Below are 16337 nucleotides of genomic sequence, written 5' to 3'. Positions count from 1 at the left end.
AGAAAGGGCCGCCCACGCGGCCCTTTTCCTTTGCAGGGTTACAGCTTCATCGTCGCCGTGAGCATGTAACGGCGGCCCAGCGCGTCGACCACGTAGGGGAACGGCCCGATATCGTCGGTGAGGTTGTCCACCGAGAGGTTCATCCTCCAGCGCTCATTGAACCGGTAGCCGACGTTCGCGTTCACCGACAGGTAGCCGTCCATGCGCAGGTAGTCGCGGCTTTCCACCGTGATGTTGGGCGCCACGGGCCGGCTCGGGGTGTAGGTGGCGGAGGTGCCCAGGGTCCACGGCCCACTGCTGTAGCGCGCGGTCCATTGGTACTGGCGGCTTTCGCCGCTACCGGTATTGGCCGAGTCCACCGCCGGCACGCCCGGCGCGGCGGCGCGTTCCCACACCTGCGGGAAGTAGGCGTACACGCCCAGGTCCAGCTGTCCCTTGCCCCAGCCCAGGCGTTCCAGCGCCAGCCGGTAGCTGGCTTCGGCGGTCCAGCCGCGGAAGTTGATGTAGGGGCCGTTGAGGAAGGTGGTGTTGAGGCTTTCGGCCATCGCCGTGACCGGATCGCGCCGCACCATGCTGCAGTACGCATTGGCGTGGGCGACGTCGGATGCATCGAACGCATCGCCATCGAAGCAGCCGGACAGGATGTCGCTGGGGCCGACCGAATCGATGATGTCGCTCAGGTCGATGCGGTAGTAGTCCACCGCCATGCGCAGGCCTTCGGCCCAGTCGGGCTGCAGCACCAGGCCGGCGGTCCATGCATCGGCCTGCTCGTTGCGCAGCTGCTGGCTGCCGACCAGGTGGCCGGGAATGGAGCTGGCCGGGCCCTGGAAGGTGGCGGGATCGACCGCGGGATAGCCGGCGAAGAACGCGGCGCAGTTCGCCGCGCGGTTGTCCGGGCGCGGCCCGCTGGTGATGTTGGCCGCCTGGCAGGGCTCGTTGACGGAATAGAACGCTGCCTGGTCCGCATACAGCTCCACCAGCGACGGCGAACGGAACGAACGGGTCTGGTTGGCGCGCAGCTGCACGCCGGCGACCGGTTCGTACTGGAAGCCGTAGGTGTAGGCGGTGAACCAGCCGTTGACCGAGTTGTTCACCCGCCGCAGCTTGGCGGTCACGTCGAATCGATGCAGGCCGGGAAGGCCGGCCTCGCCGTCCACCAACGGCGCAAATACCTCGCCGAAGAACTCGTTGCTCTGCACCGTGCCGCGCGAAGGCGAGATGGCGACCGAGCGCCCCAGCCCCTGCTGCTGGAAGCTGCCGGGATCGAAGCTGCCCTGCTCGCGCCGGTATTCGTAACCGGCGTTGAAGCTCATCATGCCGCCCGGCAGCGCCAGCAGGTCGCCGGTGAGGTTGGCGTTGAACACCGTCTGCGCGAGCATCGCACGGGTGCGCGTGGGCACCGTCACGTAGGCCAGCGCCTCGCGCGAGGCGCGGCCCTCGCCGAAGATATCCAGCGGCACGCAGGCGGCATCGGCCACGGTGCCCGGCGCCGAGGCATCGCATACCACGCGGCCGTCGGCGGTGCGCGTGACGTTCAGCGCGTTGATGAAGTTCTGCTGCACCAGGCCCTGGCCGCCATAGCTGAAATCGCCGCGTCCGTAGACGCCGCTGGCTTCCCAGTCGAAGCCGCGCTCGCCCAGGTTGAAGTGGCCTTCCAGGCCGCCGACCACGCGCCACACGTTGCTGTTCGCACCGGCGTTGTTGGTCACCAGGTCGCGCGAGGCGCGCGAGAGCTGGAAGGTCTCCGCGCCGATGCCCTGCAAGGTGTCGCGTGCCTGCGCGGTCAGCAGCGGATGATTGGCGGGAATCTGCAGCATGCCGCTCTTGCCGCCGCGGCCATCCAGCTGGGCGGTGCCGAAGCCGGCCGCGTTGTAGACGCTCTGCGCGCGAATCTCGCGCGCTTCGCCGCCATAGGCCGAGGCCTCCCAGAAGCCGCGCAGCTGGTCGGTGAAATCGAAGTGCCCGGTCATGTAGGCGATCTTGCGGTCCAGGCGCGAGAGCAACTGGCCGGTGTCCCACAGGCGCAGCCCCTCGCCGCCCGAGGCGCTGGAGACGCCGAAGTTGGTGCCGGGGTCGTAGGGCACCAGCTGGCCGTTGCGATCGAACTGCAGGTACTGGTCGGCGTTGGCGCCGAACCCGCGCAGGCGCCCGCTCGCATCAGCGGTGTAGGCGCCGGTCGGTAGCGCCAGGCCGCCCCAGGTCATCGCCTGCAGGCGGCGGTCGCGAATGTAGACCTGCCCGGGTACGCCATCGTCGTTGCCGTCGTTGAAGGGGATATCCGTGCGCACGCGGCCGTCCTCGGCGGCGACGCGGCCGGGCTGGTAGCGCGACACCGCCGCGGCGGAAGGGTTGGGCTGCAGCGAATAGCCCTTGCGGTAGAAGCGCCGGGCCGACTGCGGCACGCCCTGCGTGCCTTCGTAGTCCAGCGACAGCACGAAGTGACCACGCCCGTCGGCGAAATCGGTGCCGAACAGGCTGGATGCGCTGGTGCGCTGGCCGTCGCCACGCTCGGTCATGCCGTAGCCCAGTTCCACCTCCACGCCATCGAAGTGGTCGCGCAGGATCACGTTGCTCACGCCACTGATGGCGTCCGAGCCGTAGGTCGGCGCGCCGCCGATGCTGACGTTCTCGGTGCGCTCGATCAGGTTGGTGGGAATCACGTTGAGGTCGACCTGGCTGCCCGGGTCGCCCGGGCCGAAGACGGTCGGCGGGTTGGCGCTGACGTAGCGGCGCCCGTTGACCAGGGTCAGCAGCCGGTTGGAGCCCAGGCCGAACCGGCTGGCGAAATTCACCCCGGCCCCGAACGCGGACTGGCTGCCTTCCGAGGACGCATCGAGGCTGAAACTCGGGGTGCGGTCGAAGGCGGTGGCGAGGTTGGTGATGTTGGCATCGTCCAGGTTCTGCCGCGAGATCACCTGCGCCGGCTCCAGCGTGTCGAACCCTGCGCGCGGAATGCGCGTGCCGGTGGCGGTGACCTGCACGCGGTCCAACTGGGTGACCGAGGCTTCGCGCTCGGCGATGGCCTCCCCGGCGCGGCGCTCGTCGGCCACCGGCGGCACGGGCGACTGGGCGGCGGCGGTGCCGGCGAGCGCGTGCAGCAGCGCGGCGGCCAGGACGTTTCTGTAGCACGGTGTCTGCATCGCACGGTCTCCGGAGCTTGCGCGATGGCGACCCGGCGCCCGCGCGGTGAACGAGCCGGAAACATTTCACGTGAAGCGCGTCCGCCGGAATGCGATTTTTCTTCTTGATCATCGGGTTGCGTGCATAACCGCATCCGTTTTCGGCTTGACACGTCGCAGGATCGGAGACAGGGCGCCCCTATCGTCGCCTTCCGCCCGGCGCGCGCTGCCGGCCCTCACATCGCCCTCATGGGGGCCATCTGAAGATCGCCGCATGAACATTGAAGTCTGGCAAGGGGACATCACCACACTGGCCGTCGACGTCATCGTCAACGCCGCCAACGAAACGTTGCTCGGCGGGGGCGGGGTCGACGGTGCGATCCACCGTGCGGCCGGGCCGCAGCTGCTGGAAGCCTGCGCGCGCCTGCCCGAGGTACGGCCGGGCGTGCGCTGCCCGACCGGCGAAGTGCGCGCCACGCCGGGCTTCCGGCTGCCGGCGCAGCACGTCTTCCACGCGGTCGGCCCGGTGTGGCGCGACGGCACGCACCACGAGCCGGAGTTGCTGGCCAACTGCTATTGGCAGTCGCTGCGCCTGGCCGAGCAGATGGACCTGCATTCGATCGCCTTCCCGGCGATCAGCTGCGGCATCTACGGTTATCCGCTGCAGCTGGCCGCGCGCGTGGCGGTGAGCGAAACGCTGGCCTGGGAGAAGTCGCACAAGGTGCCGCGGCGCATCGTGCTGGTGGCGTTCAACGAGGCGATGTACAAGGCATACCAGCAGCAACTGGCGCAGGCACTGCCGCAAGTGGCGTGATCCGCGCCTCGGCGATAAAAAAACGCCGGCGTTCGCCGGCGTTTTTGTTGGCGCAATGGGGCGGCGATCAGCCCTTCCACTGCCCCAGCGCGGCCAGGCCGTTCTCGCGGGCGCGCTCGTAGACCACCTGCTGGGCCTTGGCGAAGTTGCCCTTCATGTCCTTGGACCACAGCTTCAGCGCGGCCTGCTGCATGGCGCGGCCGTAGGAGAAGCTCAGCGGCCACGGCAGGTTGCCCAGCTTGTTCATCGCGTTGAGGTGCGCGGTGGACTGCTCGTCGGTCTGCCCGCCGGACAGGAACACGATGCCCGGCAGGATCGCCGGCACGGTGCTCTTCAGGCACATCACGGTGGACTCGGCCACCTCGTCGATGCCGGCCTGCTCTTCGCAGTCCTTGCCGGAGATGACCATCGAGGCCTTCAGGATGGTGCCTTCCAGCACCACGTTCTGCTCGTACAGGGCGCCGAACAGCGAACGCAGGGTCGCCTCGGTCACTTCGTAGCAGGTCTCGATGTCGTGGTCGCCGTCCATGATCACTTCCGGCTCCACCATCGGCACCAGGCCCTGCTCCTGGCACAGCGCGGCATAGCGCGCCAGCGCATGGGCGTTGGCCTCGATGCAGGTGCCGGAGGGGATGTCCTCGCCGATGTTGATGACCGCGCGCCACTTGGCGAAGCGGGCGCCGAGCTTGTAGTACTCCTCCAGGCGCGCGCGCAGGCCGTCCAGGCCTTCGGTCACCAGCTCGCCCGGCATGCCGGCCAGCGGCTGGGCGCCCTTGTCCACCTTGATGCCCGGGATGATGCCGTGCTCGCTCATGTACTTGGCGAACGGCACGCCGTCCTTGGTGGACTGGCGGATGGTCTCGTCGAACAGGATGGCGCCGGAGATGTAGTCGCTCAGCTTGGGCGTGGTGAGCAGCAACTCGCGGTAGGCGCGGCGGTTCTCTTCGGTGTTCTCGATTCCCACGCCGGCGAAGCGCTTGGCGATCGTGCTGGTGGACTCGTCGATGGCGATGATGCCCTTGCCCGGGGCGACCATGGCCTGGGCGGTTTCGGCAAGCTGTTCGATGCTCATGTGTTTCCTGTGGCAGCAGCGGGGGAGACCGCAATTATAGCCATGAACGCATACAGCCATTCCTTCACGGAATGGCTGCAAACGTTTACAGATTTATCAGCTATGGCTTCCACTGACCGCCTCGTCGTCGCGACGGGACAGCCGTGTGTCATCGCAGGGCTTACAGCTCGCCCAGGCCCGAGGCGCGGCCGTCCGGGCCGACTTCCAGCAGGCGCAGCGTGTTGGTGGCGCCGTGGGTTTCCATGTGCTCGCCGCTGGTGAACACGACGCGGTCGCCGGCGTTGAGCTGGTTGGCCTCGACCAGCACGCGGATGCTGCCGCGCGCGGCTTCGCGCGGGGTCAGGCCACGGCTGTCGAAGTTGATCGGGAACACGTCGCGCATCATCGCCATCTGGCGGCGCGCGCCGTCGTGGCGGGTCACCGCGTAGATCGGCGCCTTGGCGCGGAAGCGCGAGAGGTAGCGCGCGGTGCCGCCGGATTCGGTCATCGCGACGATGGCGCGCACGCCGACGTGCTCGGACAGGAACATGGTGGCCATGGCGATCGCCTGGTCGGCGCGCTCCAGGTTGCGCGCGGCCTTGCTGAAGTCCGCGTCGGTCTCGAACTGGCGCTCGGCGCCCAGGCAGATGCGCGCCATCGCCTCCACCGCGCGCACCGGGTAGGCGCCGGCGGCGGTTTCGGCCGAGAGCATCACCGCGTCGGTGCCGTCGATGACGGCGTTGGCGACGTCCAGCACTTCGGCGCGGGTCGGGATCGGGCTTTCGACCATCGACTGCAGCATCTGCGTGGCGGTGATGACGACTTTGTTCTGCGCCAGCGACTCGCGGATGATCTTCTTCTGCAGGCCGGGCAGTTCGGCGTCGCCGATCTCCACGCCGAGGTCGCCGCGGGCGACCATCACCACGTCGGAGGCCTCGACGATCTCGGCGAGGTTCTCGATCGCCTCGGTGCGCTCCACCTTGGAGACCAGAGCGGCGTCGCAGCCATGCTCGCGGGCGATGCGGCGGGCTTCGTTCATGTCCTCGGCGTTGCGGCAGAACGAGACGGCGATGAAGTCCACGCCGATCTTGGCCACGATGCCGATCAATTCCTTGTCGCGCTCGGTCAGCGCGCCCAGCGAGAGGCCGCCGCCCTGCTTGTTGAGGCCCTTGCGGTCGGACAGCACGCCGTCGTTGAGGACGGTGCACACGATGCGCTCGCCCTGCACTTCGATCACGCGCAGCTGCATCAGGCCATCGTCCAGCAGCAGGACGTCACCGGGGCCGACATCCTGCGGCAGGCCGAGGTAGCTGACGCCGACCTGGGTGTGGTCGCCGGCGGGGGCGTTGGGGTCGGCGACGAGGTCGAAGCGGTCGCCGGTCTTCAGGACGATCTTGCCTTCGGCGAAGCGCTCGATACGGATCTTCGGGCCGGGCAGGTCGGCGAGGATGCCGACCTCGGCGCCCACGCGGGCGGCGGCGGCGCGCACGTCGGCGGCGCGCTTGGCCTGGCCGGACGGGTCGCCGTGGCTGAAGTTCAGGCGCACGACATTCACGCCGGCGCGGAACAGATCCTCAAGCACGCCGGGCGGATCGGTGGCCGGTCCGAGGGTGGCGAGAATCTTGGTGCGGCGCTGGCGTTCAGTCATGACGTTGGGCTCCCCCGGAAAAGTCCGGGAAATTAGCACATGCGCGGGCTCGACTGGATGGCTTTGCGATATAGCGTGCGGGCGAATGTGGAATGGGTGCTGCAACATGCGGGGGCGCATGGAGCGAACCTTTGTTCATTGCTTGCGATTCTGGCTTCGGCTCGCAGGGTGCTGCGCGCGGCCAGCGGGGCCATGCCCTTTCCGGGACACGCCGTGAATCCATCCCTGGAGGCTCGTAGGCGACATCCCTGTCGCCTACGGTCCCGGAAAGGGCATGGCCCCACCGGCCCGACGGTTCATCGCCGTCGGGACGCAGATCAAACGCGGGGGTGCCGCGCGAGCGGCTAGACGAGCGTGAGCAAGTCGCCGGGTTGTTTCGCCAGCACATCGGCGCCGGCGCGGGTCAGTTCGGCTTCGTCGCCGAAGCCCCACAGCACGCCGATGCTGCGCAGGCCATGGGCGCGCGCGCCTTCGATGTCCATGCGGCGGTCGCCGATCATGATGCAGTCGGCGGGTGCGAGGTGCGTGCGGCGCAAGGCTTCGGCCACCAGGTCCGGCTTGAAGCGGCGGGCACCATCGTCGCTGGCGCCTACCACTTCCTCGAAACATCCGCCGAACGGCAGGTGTTCGACGATGCGGCGCGCGAAACGCTCGTTCTTCGAGGTCACCACGGCCAGGCGGTGGCCCGCGGCGCGCAACGCCGGGATCACCTCGGCGATGCCCGGAAACACGCTGTGCTCGGTCCAGCCGACCGCGTCGTAGCGCTCGCGGTACAGCGCGAGCGCCTGTTCGACCATGGCCTCGTCACCGTCGAAGCGTTCATGGAAGCTGTCGCGCAGCGGTGGGCCGATCCAGCCGCGCAGTTGGTCCATCGAAGGCAGCATCTGCCCGAGGCGGTCGAACGTGTGCACGATGCCGCCGACGATCCCCGGTTCGGAATCGATCAGCGTGCCGTCCATGTCGAAGAACAGCGTGGCCGGCGTCGCGCTCACTGGCCGCGCGCTTCCAGCGCGGCGACGGCCGGCAGGGTCTTGCCTTCGAGGAACTCCAGGAACGCGCCGCCGCCGGTGGAGATGTAGCCCACCTGCCCGGCGATGCCGTATTTGTCCACGGCGGCCAAGGTGTCGCCACCGCCGGCAATGGAAAAGGCCGGCGAGGCCGCGATCGCCTTGGCCAGGGTCTCGGTGCCGTGGCTGAAGGCGTCGAACTCGAACACGCCCACCGGGCCGTTCCACACCACGGTGCCGGCCTGCGCGATCAGGCCGGCGTAACGCGCGGCGGTCTGCGGGCCGATGTCCAGGATCAGGTCATCCTCGGCGACGGCATCGACCGCCTTCACGGTGGCCTCCGCGTCGGGCATGAACTGCTTGGCGACCACGACGTCGGTCGGCAGCGGGATGTCGGCACCGCGCGCCTTGGCGGCGGCGACGATCTTGTTGGCGGTGTCGATCAGGTCCGGCTCGCACAGCGATTTGCCCACGCTGTAACCGGCGGCGGCGATGAAGGTGTTGGCGATGCCGCCACCGACGATCAGCTGGTCCACCTTGTCCACGAGGCTTGTCAGCAGCTCCAGCTTGGTGGAGACCTTACTGCCCGCCACGATCGCCAGCAGCGGGCGTGCCGGCTGCGCCAGCGCCTTGGCCAGCGCGTCGAGTTCCGCCATCAGCAGTGGGCCGCCCGCGGCGACCGGGGCGAAGCGGATCACGCCGTGCGTGGAGGCCTGCGCGCGATGCGCGGTGCCGAAGGCGTCCATCACGAACACGTCGCACAGCGCGGCGTACTTCTTCGACAGCGCTTCGTCGTCCTTGCCTTCGCCGACGTTCATGCGGCAGTTCTCCAGCAGCACGAGCTGGCCCGGCTGCACCTGCACGCCATCGACCCAGTCGCGCACCAGCGGCACGTCGATCTTCAGCAGTTCGGACAGGCGCTGGGCCACCGGGGCGAGCGAATCGGCCTCGGTCCAGGTGCCCTCCTTCGGCCGGCCCAGGTGCGAGGTCACCATCACCGCCGCGCCCTGCTCGAGCGCCCGCTTCAGCGTGGGCACCGAGGCGAGGATGCGCTGCTCGGACGTGATGCGGCCATCCTCGATCGGCACGTTGAGATCCTGGCGGATCAGCACGCGCTTGCCGGTGAGGTCGAGGTCGGTCATTCGGACGATGGACATGTTCGCAACTCGCTGGGTCTGGAATGGGGAAGCGCGCACGCCGCATCGCGGCACGGCGCGGGAAAACGGATTCCCATTGTCCGGCGTCACGCCGGATCGGGCAAACCGCGGCGCGCTCAGGCCGCCGGCGTGGCGCCGCGGCCGCGCAACAACGTGAGCGCGAAGCCGGCCACGAGCAGCGCGCCGCCGACCAGCAGCGCCCACAGCAGCCAGGTCTTCCAGTCGATCGGGCGGGGCGCGGGTTCCAGCGCGGCTTCGCCCGCCAGCACCTGCGCTTGGGCCGACAACGTGGCGCGCGCGGGTTGCCAGTCCGGCCCGCGTGCGCGGCGCAGCGTGGCCACCAGCTGCGAGAGCGGCGCTTCGGCGCGATGCACGCGCGCGCTGCCCGCCGCCAGCGTGTACGGCGCGGCGCCCTGGGCGATGAACACCAGCGTCTCCGGGCGATAACCCAGGCGCAGCCTGGGCATCGCGGCGGCTTCGCCGCTGTCGGGAATCAGCCGCCAATAACGGTCGCGGCTCGGCACCGCCAGCGCCTGCGGCGCCGAACGCTGCGCGGCGGGGCCGGCACCGAGCTGGAACGCGAGCCAGGGGCCGGCGCGCTTCACCCAGGGTGCATCCTCGCTGTCGCGGCTCTGCACGATCCAGCGCGTGGCCTGGTTGTCCGCGGCTTCGACATCCACCTGCCCCACCGGGAAGCGACCCGGCAGCGTGTAGACGTAGCCGCGCTCCTGCGGCTGGCCATCCAGGCCCAGCCAGCGCGTGGCATCCGGGCGCAGCGGGCCAGGGAGTTCGGCGCGCGCCACGCGCAGTGGCGGCAGGCTGCCGGACAGCAGCTGCACGCGCAAGTAGCGCGCATGGCTGTCGAGCACGATGCGGCGCTGCTGCAGGCGCTGCGCGCCGTTGCCCAGGTCCATCACCGCGGCATGCGGGTCCAGCAGGTACCAGTCGCGCAGGTCCTCGCTGCCTTCCACGCGCAGTTCGGCCTGCACCGGCGCGGCGGCCGCATCCCACTCCAGCCGCAACGCCTGCATCGGCGCGCGCAGCGCGCTGGCGTCCAGCAGCCAGGCGCGTGGCGTGGCGCTCGCCGGCGCGCCGCCGGGTTCGCGCGCCTGCAGGCGGCGGATGCGCCCATCGGCATCGCGCTCGGCGATCAGTTCGAGGTCGCCCGCTCGCGCCGTGCCCTCGGCGGGCAGCACGAACACCGGCAAGGGCTGCAGTTCGGCCGCCGGCACCGCGGCATCCACTTCGGCCAGCGCGGCCGGCAGCGGCTGGCCTTGCGCGTTGAACGGCTGCACGTCGGCCAGCGTGGGCGAATGCGCGGTGCGGTACACCGCCTCGTCCAGGTGCACGCGATACGCGCCAGCGTCGGCACCGTCCAGTTGCAACGGCCACTGCCGCACGTATTCCGCCGGGCGGTTGGCCACCGCCGCCAGCGCGACGGCCGGCACGAACCAACACCAGCACCCGATGCCACGCACCACTGACCTCATGCCATGTCCTCCTGCGGCGGCGCTGGCGCACGCGGGGGCGCCGGCGCGAAATAGCCCACCAGCGTGCACAGTAGCCCGTAGGCGATGAAGGAACCGATGCCGAGCAGGTTGCCCAGGTGCTGGCGGTCGACCAGCACCAGTTTGCCCAGCACCAGCGCCATCAGCACCGCACCGGCCAGCCACAGCGCGCGCTGCTGGCGCCGCGAGCCGGCGATCCAGCCGGCCACGCCGAGCACGCTCCACACGATCGTCAGGCTGGTCTGGCTTTCGCCGGCCGACAGCAGCGAGAAGTCCCACGGCAGGCCTGCCCAGTGGTGCACGCTGCGCAGCGTGGCCGCGGTGATCCACAGCAGCGCGGCGATGGCCGCCAGCGGCACGCGGCGCGCCGACAGCGATGCCGGCGCGTGCCGCCACAACGCATGCACCAGCAACGCGAGCGCCGCCAGCTGCGTCAGTTCGCCAGGATTGAGCACGGGCAACCATGGCAACGGCTGCGCCGACAGCGGCGCGCCCAGCGACACCAGCCAGATCACCGCCACCACCGCGGCGGCGACGCCGCGCAAGGCCGGCAGCCACGGCGAGAAGGCCTCGCCCAGCGGCGCCGACAACCAGTGCCCGCGCAACAGCGCGCCGGCCAGCAGCACCAGCCACGGCGCCGTGCCGAGCGCCAGCAGCCAGCCGCCGGCCAGCGCGTAGTGCAAGCCCAGGCAGCGCAGGCACAGCGTCGCCACGCACGTCCACAGCAGCCACCAGGCGAACTGCGCCGCAGCGGCGGCGCGGCTGCGCGGCGCCGCGCGCAGGCACCACAGCGCACGCACGCCGAGCAGCGCGAACACCGGCCACGCCCAGGCGCCCTGCCCGGCCAACGGCGGGCGATCGAGCCCGGTCTGTGCCAGCGCCAACGGAATGCCCAGCGCGAACGCGGCGGCCGTGGTCGCGGCCAATGCGAAGGCGGGGCGCCGGCGATGCACCTCGGCGGCGAGCCAGCCGGTCGCGCCGGCCAGCGCCAGCGCCACGTGGGCGCGCGCGCCGGGGGCGACGAAGCGCTCGATCTCGTGGTTCACCACGCCCGTCCACCACACCAGCGCCCACACGTAGGCCACCGCGGCCGGCTCCGACAGGCGATGCGCGCGCCAGCTCCAGGCGATGGCGAAACCGGCGATGGCGATCAGCAGGCCGCTCATGAAGTTCGGATTGGCGACCGCACGCAGCGCCTCGTCGTTGACCGGCATCGCCACCGAGAAGGCCACCATGGCCGCCAGCTGCAAGGCCACGCCGGCGAACTGCGGCAGCGTGCGTTGCTGGCGCAGCCCCAGCCAGAGCAGCCCGGCGCCTTCCAGCGCGAACACGCCCGCGGTGGCGTGCGCCGACAACGCCAGCGGTACCGCCAGCGTGGCGAAGCCGACCGCCAGCACCGCGTGTGCCTGGCCGAGCAGGCGCGTGCGTTCCTCGCGCAGGCAGAACATCGCCAGCAGCACGTAGATGGCCGCCGCGGCCAGCGCGCAACCGGCCAGCGGCCAGCGCGCGCCCTGCAGCAGGCCGGCCTGCAACGCGAAGGCGACCAGCGGCGTGCCGAACACCAGGCTGCCATCCACCCAGCGCGCACTGCCCTCGCGGCGCGCGTACAACACCGGGATCAGCAGATAGAAGGCGAAGAACAGCAACAGGAACGGCTCGGTGGTGGTGAACTGCGCCGGCTTGTAGCTCAGCACGCCCCACATCGTGCCGATGCCGAAGGTGAAGGCGAAGCCCAGCAGGTTCAACACGCGCCACGGCCGCCACCAGGCAATGGCGAACACGCCGGCGTTGACCAGCGCGTAGTAGGAGAACAGCGCCACGTGGTTGCCGCTGCCGGTGGACAACCACAGCGGCGCGAGGAAGCCGGCCAACGTGCCGAGCACCGCCAGCGTGCGCGAATCCTGCAGCACCGCCAGCACGCACATGCCGGCCACCAGCAGCACGCTCAACCCGAACGCGGCGCCGGCGGGGATCAGCCCGTGCTGCTTGAACGCGGCGAACACCACCAGCAACAACACGCCGATCGCCCCGCCCTGCAAGGCCTTGCCGAAGCCGGGCCGTGCCACGCGCTGGCGCCAGCCGAACACCAGCCCGCCGAGCGCCGCCGCGGCGATGCCCGCCAGGCGCAGCTCGACCGGCAGGCGCAGCCAGCCTTGGTCGCTGGCGTACTTGAGCAATGCGCCGACACCGGCCAGCAGCACCAGCATGCCGACCTTGACCGGCACGTTGCCTTCGGTGAACCAGCGCTTGGCCCTCGCCAGGAAGTGGTCGAGCGGGCCGGGCCCGCGCATGAACGGCTGGGGCGCGGCGGGGCGCGCGGGCCGTGCGGCCGGTTCAGCCCGCTCCGCCCCCCAGGGCGCGGGCGGCAAGGCCGGCGGTTGCGCTGCCGGCGCGGCGACCGGGGGCGGCGACGCGGCCTCGGGGTATGCCGCGGCGGCCGGCGTCGCCCGTGCCGGGGCGGCGGGAGCCTCTGCCAACGGGCGGGTGCGCAGTGCGGCGACCTCGCGTTCCAGTTCGCCCACGCGGCGGCGCAGGCCCGCCAAGGACAGCCACAGCACCAGCAACAACACCGGCACGGCGAGGATCGCCAGCACCACCAGCACGATGATCGATTCCAAAGCGTCCTGCTCCTTGATCCCTCGGGGGCGCCGCCGGGACCGGCGGCCTGCCGTGCCCGCATGCTACCGGAGGTTGCGGCCGCCTTCCGGGCCCCGCCGCTAAAGTCCCGCCGCCGCAGGCCGATGAGCGCTTGACGGGGTGCAAGAAGCGCCGCCCCTCCCCCTCCAAGGATGTCCCGCATGAACCTGCCCGCCGCGCCCGCCGAGGCCAGCGTCGACGACCACATCCGTTCGGTCGCCGGCCTGTCCTCACGCCTGCTGTCCCAGCTGCGGCAGTCGCTGCAGCGCATCGAGGAGATCAACCGCACCACGCAGGTGATCTCGATGAACGCCCGCATCGAGTCGGCGCGCATCGGCGCGGCCGGCCGCGGCTTTGCGGTGATCGCCCAGGAGATGGACGTACTCTCGCGCCGCGTGGCCGATGCCACGCGCGACATCGACCGCAGCGCCGAGGCCACGCGCGGGGAGATGCACGACACGCTGGCGCGGCTGGAGGACGACGTGCGCCGCACCCGCCTGGGCGAGCTGGCGCTGGTCAACATCGACCTGATCGACCGCAACCTCTACGAGCGCAGCTGCGACGTGCGCTGGTGGGCGACCGACGCGGCGGTGGTGGCGGCCGCGCGGCAGAGCCGCACGCCGGACGAACTGGCCCACGCCTCCCGTCGCATGGGGCAGATCCTCGATTCGTACACGGTGTACTTCGACCTGGTGCTGGTGGGGCTGGATGGGCGCGTACTGGCCAATGGCCGGCCGGGCCTGTACGCCTCGGCCGGCCTGGACGTGCGCGACACCGACTGGTTCGAAGGCGCGCTGCGCACCGCCAGCGGCGAGGAGTTCAGTTTCCAGACCGTGCACGCCACGCCGCTGGCCGGCGGCGAGCGCGTGCTGGTGTATGCCTGCAGCGTGCGCGAAGGCGGCCGCGTGGATGGGCGCATGCTCGGCGTGCTCGGCATCGTGTTTCGCTGGGACGCGCTGGCGCAAACGGTGGTGCAGCGCACGCCGCTCTCGGAACAGGAATGGGCGCGCAGCCGCGTGTGCATCGTCGACGACGAGGGCCGCGTGCTGGCCGACTCGGCCGGGCGCGTGCTGCAGGACGTGATCGACTTCGCCGGGCGCGAGCAGCTGCTGCGGCAGCCGCGCGCGGCGCAGGTGGTGGAGTACGGCGGGCGGCCGCACTGCATCGCGCATGCGGCCTCGCCGGGATACGAGACGTATCGCACCGGCTGGCATTCGCTGATCCTGCAGGCGGTGTGAGGCCTGCGCGCTCCCACAAAAAACCCCGGCATCGGCCGGGGTTTTTCGTTCGGTCACTACACGCGGCTTACTTCGCCGCCACGACCTTGGCCAGCTCCAGGCACTTGTTGGAGTAGCCCCACTCGTTGTCGTACCAGCTCACCAGCTTGACGAAGGTGTCGTCGAGCTGGATGCCGGCGTCGGCGTCGAACACCGAGGTGCAGGTCTCGCCGCGGAAATCGGTGGCCACCACCTTGTCCTCGGTGTAGCCGAGGATGCCCTTCAGCGCGCCTTCGCTCTGTGCCTTGATCTCGGCGCAGATCTCGGCGTAGGTCGCCGGCTTTTCCAGTTCGCAGGTCAGGTCGACCACCGAGACGTCGCTGGTCGGCACGCGGAAGCTCATGCCGGTCAGCTTCTTGTTGAGCGAGGGGATGACCTTGCCCACGGCCTTGGCCGCGCCGGTGGAGGACGGGATGATGTTCTCCAGGATGCCGCGGCCGCCGCGCCAATCCTTGTTGGACGGGCCGTCGACGGTCTTCTGCGTGGCGGTGGCGGCATGCACGGTGGTCATCAGGCCACGCTTGATGCCCCACTTGTCGTGGATGACCTTGGCCAGCGGGGCCAGGCAGTTGGTGGTGCACGAGGCGTTGGAGACGATGGTCTCGCCGTTGTACTCGGCGTGGTTCACGCCGTAGACGAACATCGGCGTGTCGTCCTTGGACGGGGCCGACATGATGACCTTCTTCGCGCCGGCGGCCAGGTGCTTCTCGGCGGTTTCCTTGGTGAGGAACAGGCCGGTAGATTCGATGACCACCTCCGCGCCGACCTCGTCCCACTTCAGGTTGGCCGGGTCGCGCTCCTGGGTCAGGCGAATCTTCTTGCCGTTGACCAGCAGGGTATTGCCGTCGACCTTGATGTCGCCCTTGAAGCGGCCGTGGACGGAGTCGTACTGGAGCATGTAGGCCAGGTAGTCCGGCTCCAGCAGGTCGTTGATGGCCACGATCTCGATGTCGTTGCCGAAGTTCTGCACCGCCGAACGCAGGACGTTGCGCCCGATGCGACCGAAACCGTTGATGCCGACCTTGATTGCCATGTTCACAAGCTCCTGCGGCCGCGCCAGCGCGGCGGGTGGAAAGGGACGCTCATTCTAGCAGGGGTGGCCGCCGGGGCCCGGCCCGTGGGCCGGGCGGGGCGGGCATCGCGCGGCCGCCGGGGGCGCGGGCGGATTTGATTCCAATCAAGGCGGGGGCGGGCGACGGCGCGGAGACTGCGTTCCGGACCCCAACACCCTCGGAAAGACAAGACAATGCGCAACAAGACGATCCTGAGCTGTGCCCTGGCCGCCGCTGTCGCCGCCGTCGCCACCCCCGCCCTGGCACAGTCCAAGGGCGACTGGACCCTCGGCGTGGGCGTGCACCAGGTAAACCCGAAGTCCGACAACGGCAAGCTGGCCGGCGGCACGCTGGCGGTGGACGTGGACAGCGACGTGAAGCCGACGATCACCGGCGAATATTTCATCGCCGACAACGTGGGCATCGAGGTGCTGGCGGCGCTGCCGTTCAAGCACGACATCAACATCGACGGGCTGGGCCGGGTGGGCAGCACCAAGCACCTGCCGCCGGTGGTGTCGATCCAGTACCACTTCAACAGCCAGGGCAAGGTGTCGCCGTTCCTGGGCGCGGGCATCAACTACACGACCTTCTTCAGCGAGGACACGAGCGGCGCGCTGGCGGGCAGCAAGCTCAAGCTGGAAGATTCGTGGGGCCTGGCGGCGCACGCGGGCCTGGACTTCAAGGTGGCCGACAAGAGCTCGGTCCGCGTGGACGTGCGGTGGATCGATATCGACAGCAAGGTGAAGCTGGATGGGCAGAAGCTGGGTACGGTGAACATCGATCCGCTGGTCTACGGCGTGGCGTACGTGCATCGCTTCTGATCCAGGCCGGCCACGCGATAGCGTGTGTGGGGAAGGCCGCGGCACCCGGGGAGGGGTGTCGTGGCTTTTTTCTTGGCCTGCGGTTTTTTGGGGGTGCTGTGCGTTTGGTTGTGGGATGGCCTTCGATGTGGGTCGGCTGCTTGGGTTTCGTGCACGGTCTGCGGGGGCGGGGCCCTTTCGGGACACGCCGTGAACCCATCCATGGGGGCTCGTAGGCGACATCCATGTCGCCTACGGTCCCGAAAG

General features: G+C 69.9%; 11 protein-coding genes. 3 read left to right on the top strand and 8 right to left on the bottom strand.

Annotated elements, in window-relative coordinates; genetic code table 11:
* Positions 1-38: 38 nt before the first annotated feature.
* Positions 39-3140, bottom strand: a complete 3102-nt coding sequence (locus tag P6166_RS10375; RefSeq protein ID WP_277764388.1) for a TonB-dependent receptor — start codon at positions 3138-3140, stop codon at positions 39-41.
* Between the two features lie 253 nt (positions 3141-3393).
* Here P6166_RS10375 and P6166_RS10370 point away from each other — a divergent pair, with 253 nt between their 5' ends.
* Complete coding sequence (locus P6166_RS10370) at positions 3394-3933, top strand: O-acetyl-ADP-ribose deacetylase (protein ID WP_277764387.1); 540 nt, start codon at positions 3394-3396, stop codon at positions 3931-3933.
* Between the two features lie 67 nt (positions 3934-4000).
* Here P6166_RS10370 and P6166_RS10365 read toward each other — a convergent pair whose 3' ends face one another.
* The 6 genes from P6166_RS10365 to P6166_RS10340 all read right to left on the bottom strand — a co-directional run bounded on the left by P6166_RS10365 (position 4001) and on the right by P6166_RS10340 (position 12922).
* A complete protein-coding gene (locus P6166_RS10365) occupies positions 4001-5005 on the bottom strand; it encodes a class I fructose-bisphosphate aldolase (RefSeq protein ID WP_130318708.1) in 1005 nt (334 codons plus the stop codon).
* Between the two features lie 160 nt (positions 5006-5165).
* The gene (gene pyk, locus P6166_RS10360) at positions 5166-6632 is read right to left on the bottom strand and encodes a pyruvate kinase (RefSeq protein ID WP_277764386.1); all 1467 of its coding nucleotides are present in this window, start codon (positions 6630-6632) and stop codon (positions 5166-5168) included.
* A gap of 344 nt (positions 6633-6976) precedes the next feature.
* Positions 6977-7624 carry an HAD family hydrolase gene (locus P6166_RS10355; RefSeq protein WP_345781871.1) on the bottom strand — a complete coding sequence of 216 codons (648 nt, stop codon included), beginning with the start codon at positions 7622-7624 and terminating at the stop codon, positions 6977-6979.
* On the bottom strand, positions 7621-8796 hold the full coding sequence (locus tag P6166_RS10350) for a phosphoglycerate kinase (RefSeq protein ID WP_277764385.1): 1176 nt from the start codon (positions 8794-8796) through the stop codon (positions 7621-7623). The genes P6166_RS10355 and P6166_RS10350 overlap by 4 nt, the downstream gene beginning before the upstream one ends.
* 116 nt (positions 8797-8912) lie before the next feature.
* The gene (locus tag P6166_RS10345) at positions 8913-10286 is read right to left on the bottom strand and encodes a DUF3999 domain-containing protein (RefSeq protein ID WP_277764384.1); all 1374 of its coding nucleotides are present in this window, start codon (positions 10284-10286) and stop codon (positions 8913-8915) included.
* A complete protein-coding gene (locus P6166_RS10340) occupies positions 10283-12922 on the bottom strand; it encodes a DUF2339 domain-containing protein (RefSeq protein WP_277764383.1) in 2640 nt (879 codons plus the stop codon). Before P6166_RS10340 ends, P6166_RS10345 begins: the two co-directional genes overlap by 4 nt.
* Positions 12923-13102: 180 nt before the next feature.
* Here P6166_RS10340 and P6166_RS10335 point away from each other — a divergent pair, with 180 nt between their 5' ends.
* Positions 13103-14179 (top strand): methyl-accepting chemotaxis protein, encoded by a 1077-nt coding sequence (locus P6166_RS10335; protein ID WP_277764382.1) that lies wholly within the window; start codon positions 13103-13105, stop codon positions 14177-14179.
* 67 nt (positions 14180-14246) lie between these two features.
* Here P6166_RS10335 and gap read toward each other — a convergent pair whose 3' ends face one another.
* Entirely contained in the window at positions 14247-15251 is a 1005-nt protein-coding gene (gene gap, locus P6166_RS10330) for a type I glyceraldehyde-3-phosphate dehydrogenase (RefSeq protein WP_277764381.1), read from the bottom strand.
* 213 nt (positions 15252-15464) lie between these two features.
* Between gap and P6166_RS10325 the strand changes: the two genes are divergently transcribed.
* Entirely contained in the window at positions 15465-16091 is a 627-nt protein-coding gene (locus P6166_RS10325; protein WP_277764380.1) for an OmpW family outer membrane protein, read from the top strand.
* Positions 16092-16337 lie beyond the last annotated feature (246 nt).

It is taken from the genome of Stenotrophomonas sp. HITSZ_GD (genome assembly GCF_029543105.1).
Taxonomy (GTDB): domain Bacteria; phylum Pseudomonadota; class Gammaproteobacteria; order Xanthomonadales; family Xanthomonadaceae; genus Stenotrophomonas_A.
This window is presented reverse-complemented; position numbering and strand designations above follow the sequence as displayed.

What these genes read in the sequence shown, in the direction of transcription:
- gap (WP_277764381.1), bottom strand. Translation starts at nt 15,251, where the DNA reads ATGGCAATCAAGGTCGGCATCAACGGTTTCGGTCGCATCGGGCGCAAC.
- P6166_RS10370 (WP_277764387.1), top strand. Translation starts at nt 3,394, where the DNA reads ATGAACATTGAAGTCTGGCAAGGGGACATCACCACACTGGCCGTCGAC.
- P6166_RS10325 (WP_277764380.1), top strand. Translation starts at nt 15,465, where the DNA reads ATGCGCAACAAGACGATCCTGAGCTGTGCCCTGGCCGCCGCTGTCGCC.
- P6166_RS10375 (WP_277764388.1), bottom strand. Translation starts at nt 3,140, where the DNA reads ATGCAGACACCGTGCTACAGAAACGTCCTGGCCGCCGCGCTGCTGCAC.
- P6166_RS10350 (WP_277764385.1), bottom strand. Translation starts at nt 8,796, where the DNA reads ATGTCCATCGTCCGAATGACCGACCTCGACCTCACCGGCAAGCGCGTG.
- P6166_RS10335 (WP_277764382.1), top strand. Translation starts at nt 13,103, where the DNA reads ATGAACCTGCCCGCCGCGCCCGCCGAGGCCAGCGTCGACGACCACATC.
- P6166_RS10345 (WP_277764384.1), bottom strand. Translation starts at nt 10,286, where the DNA reads ATGAGGTCAGTGGTGCGTGGCATCGGGTGCTGGTGTTGGTTCGTGCCG.
- pyk (WP_277764386.1), bottom strand. Translation starts at nt 6,632, where the DNA reads ATGACTGAACGCCAGCGCCGCACCAAGATTCTCGCCACCCTCGGACCG.
- P6166_RS10365 (WP_130318708.1), bottom strand. Translation starts at nt 5,005, where the DNA reads ATGAGCATCGAACAGCTTGCCGAAACCGCCCAGGCCATGGTCGCCCCG.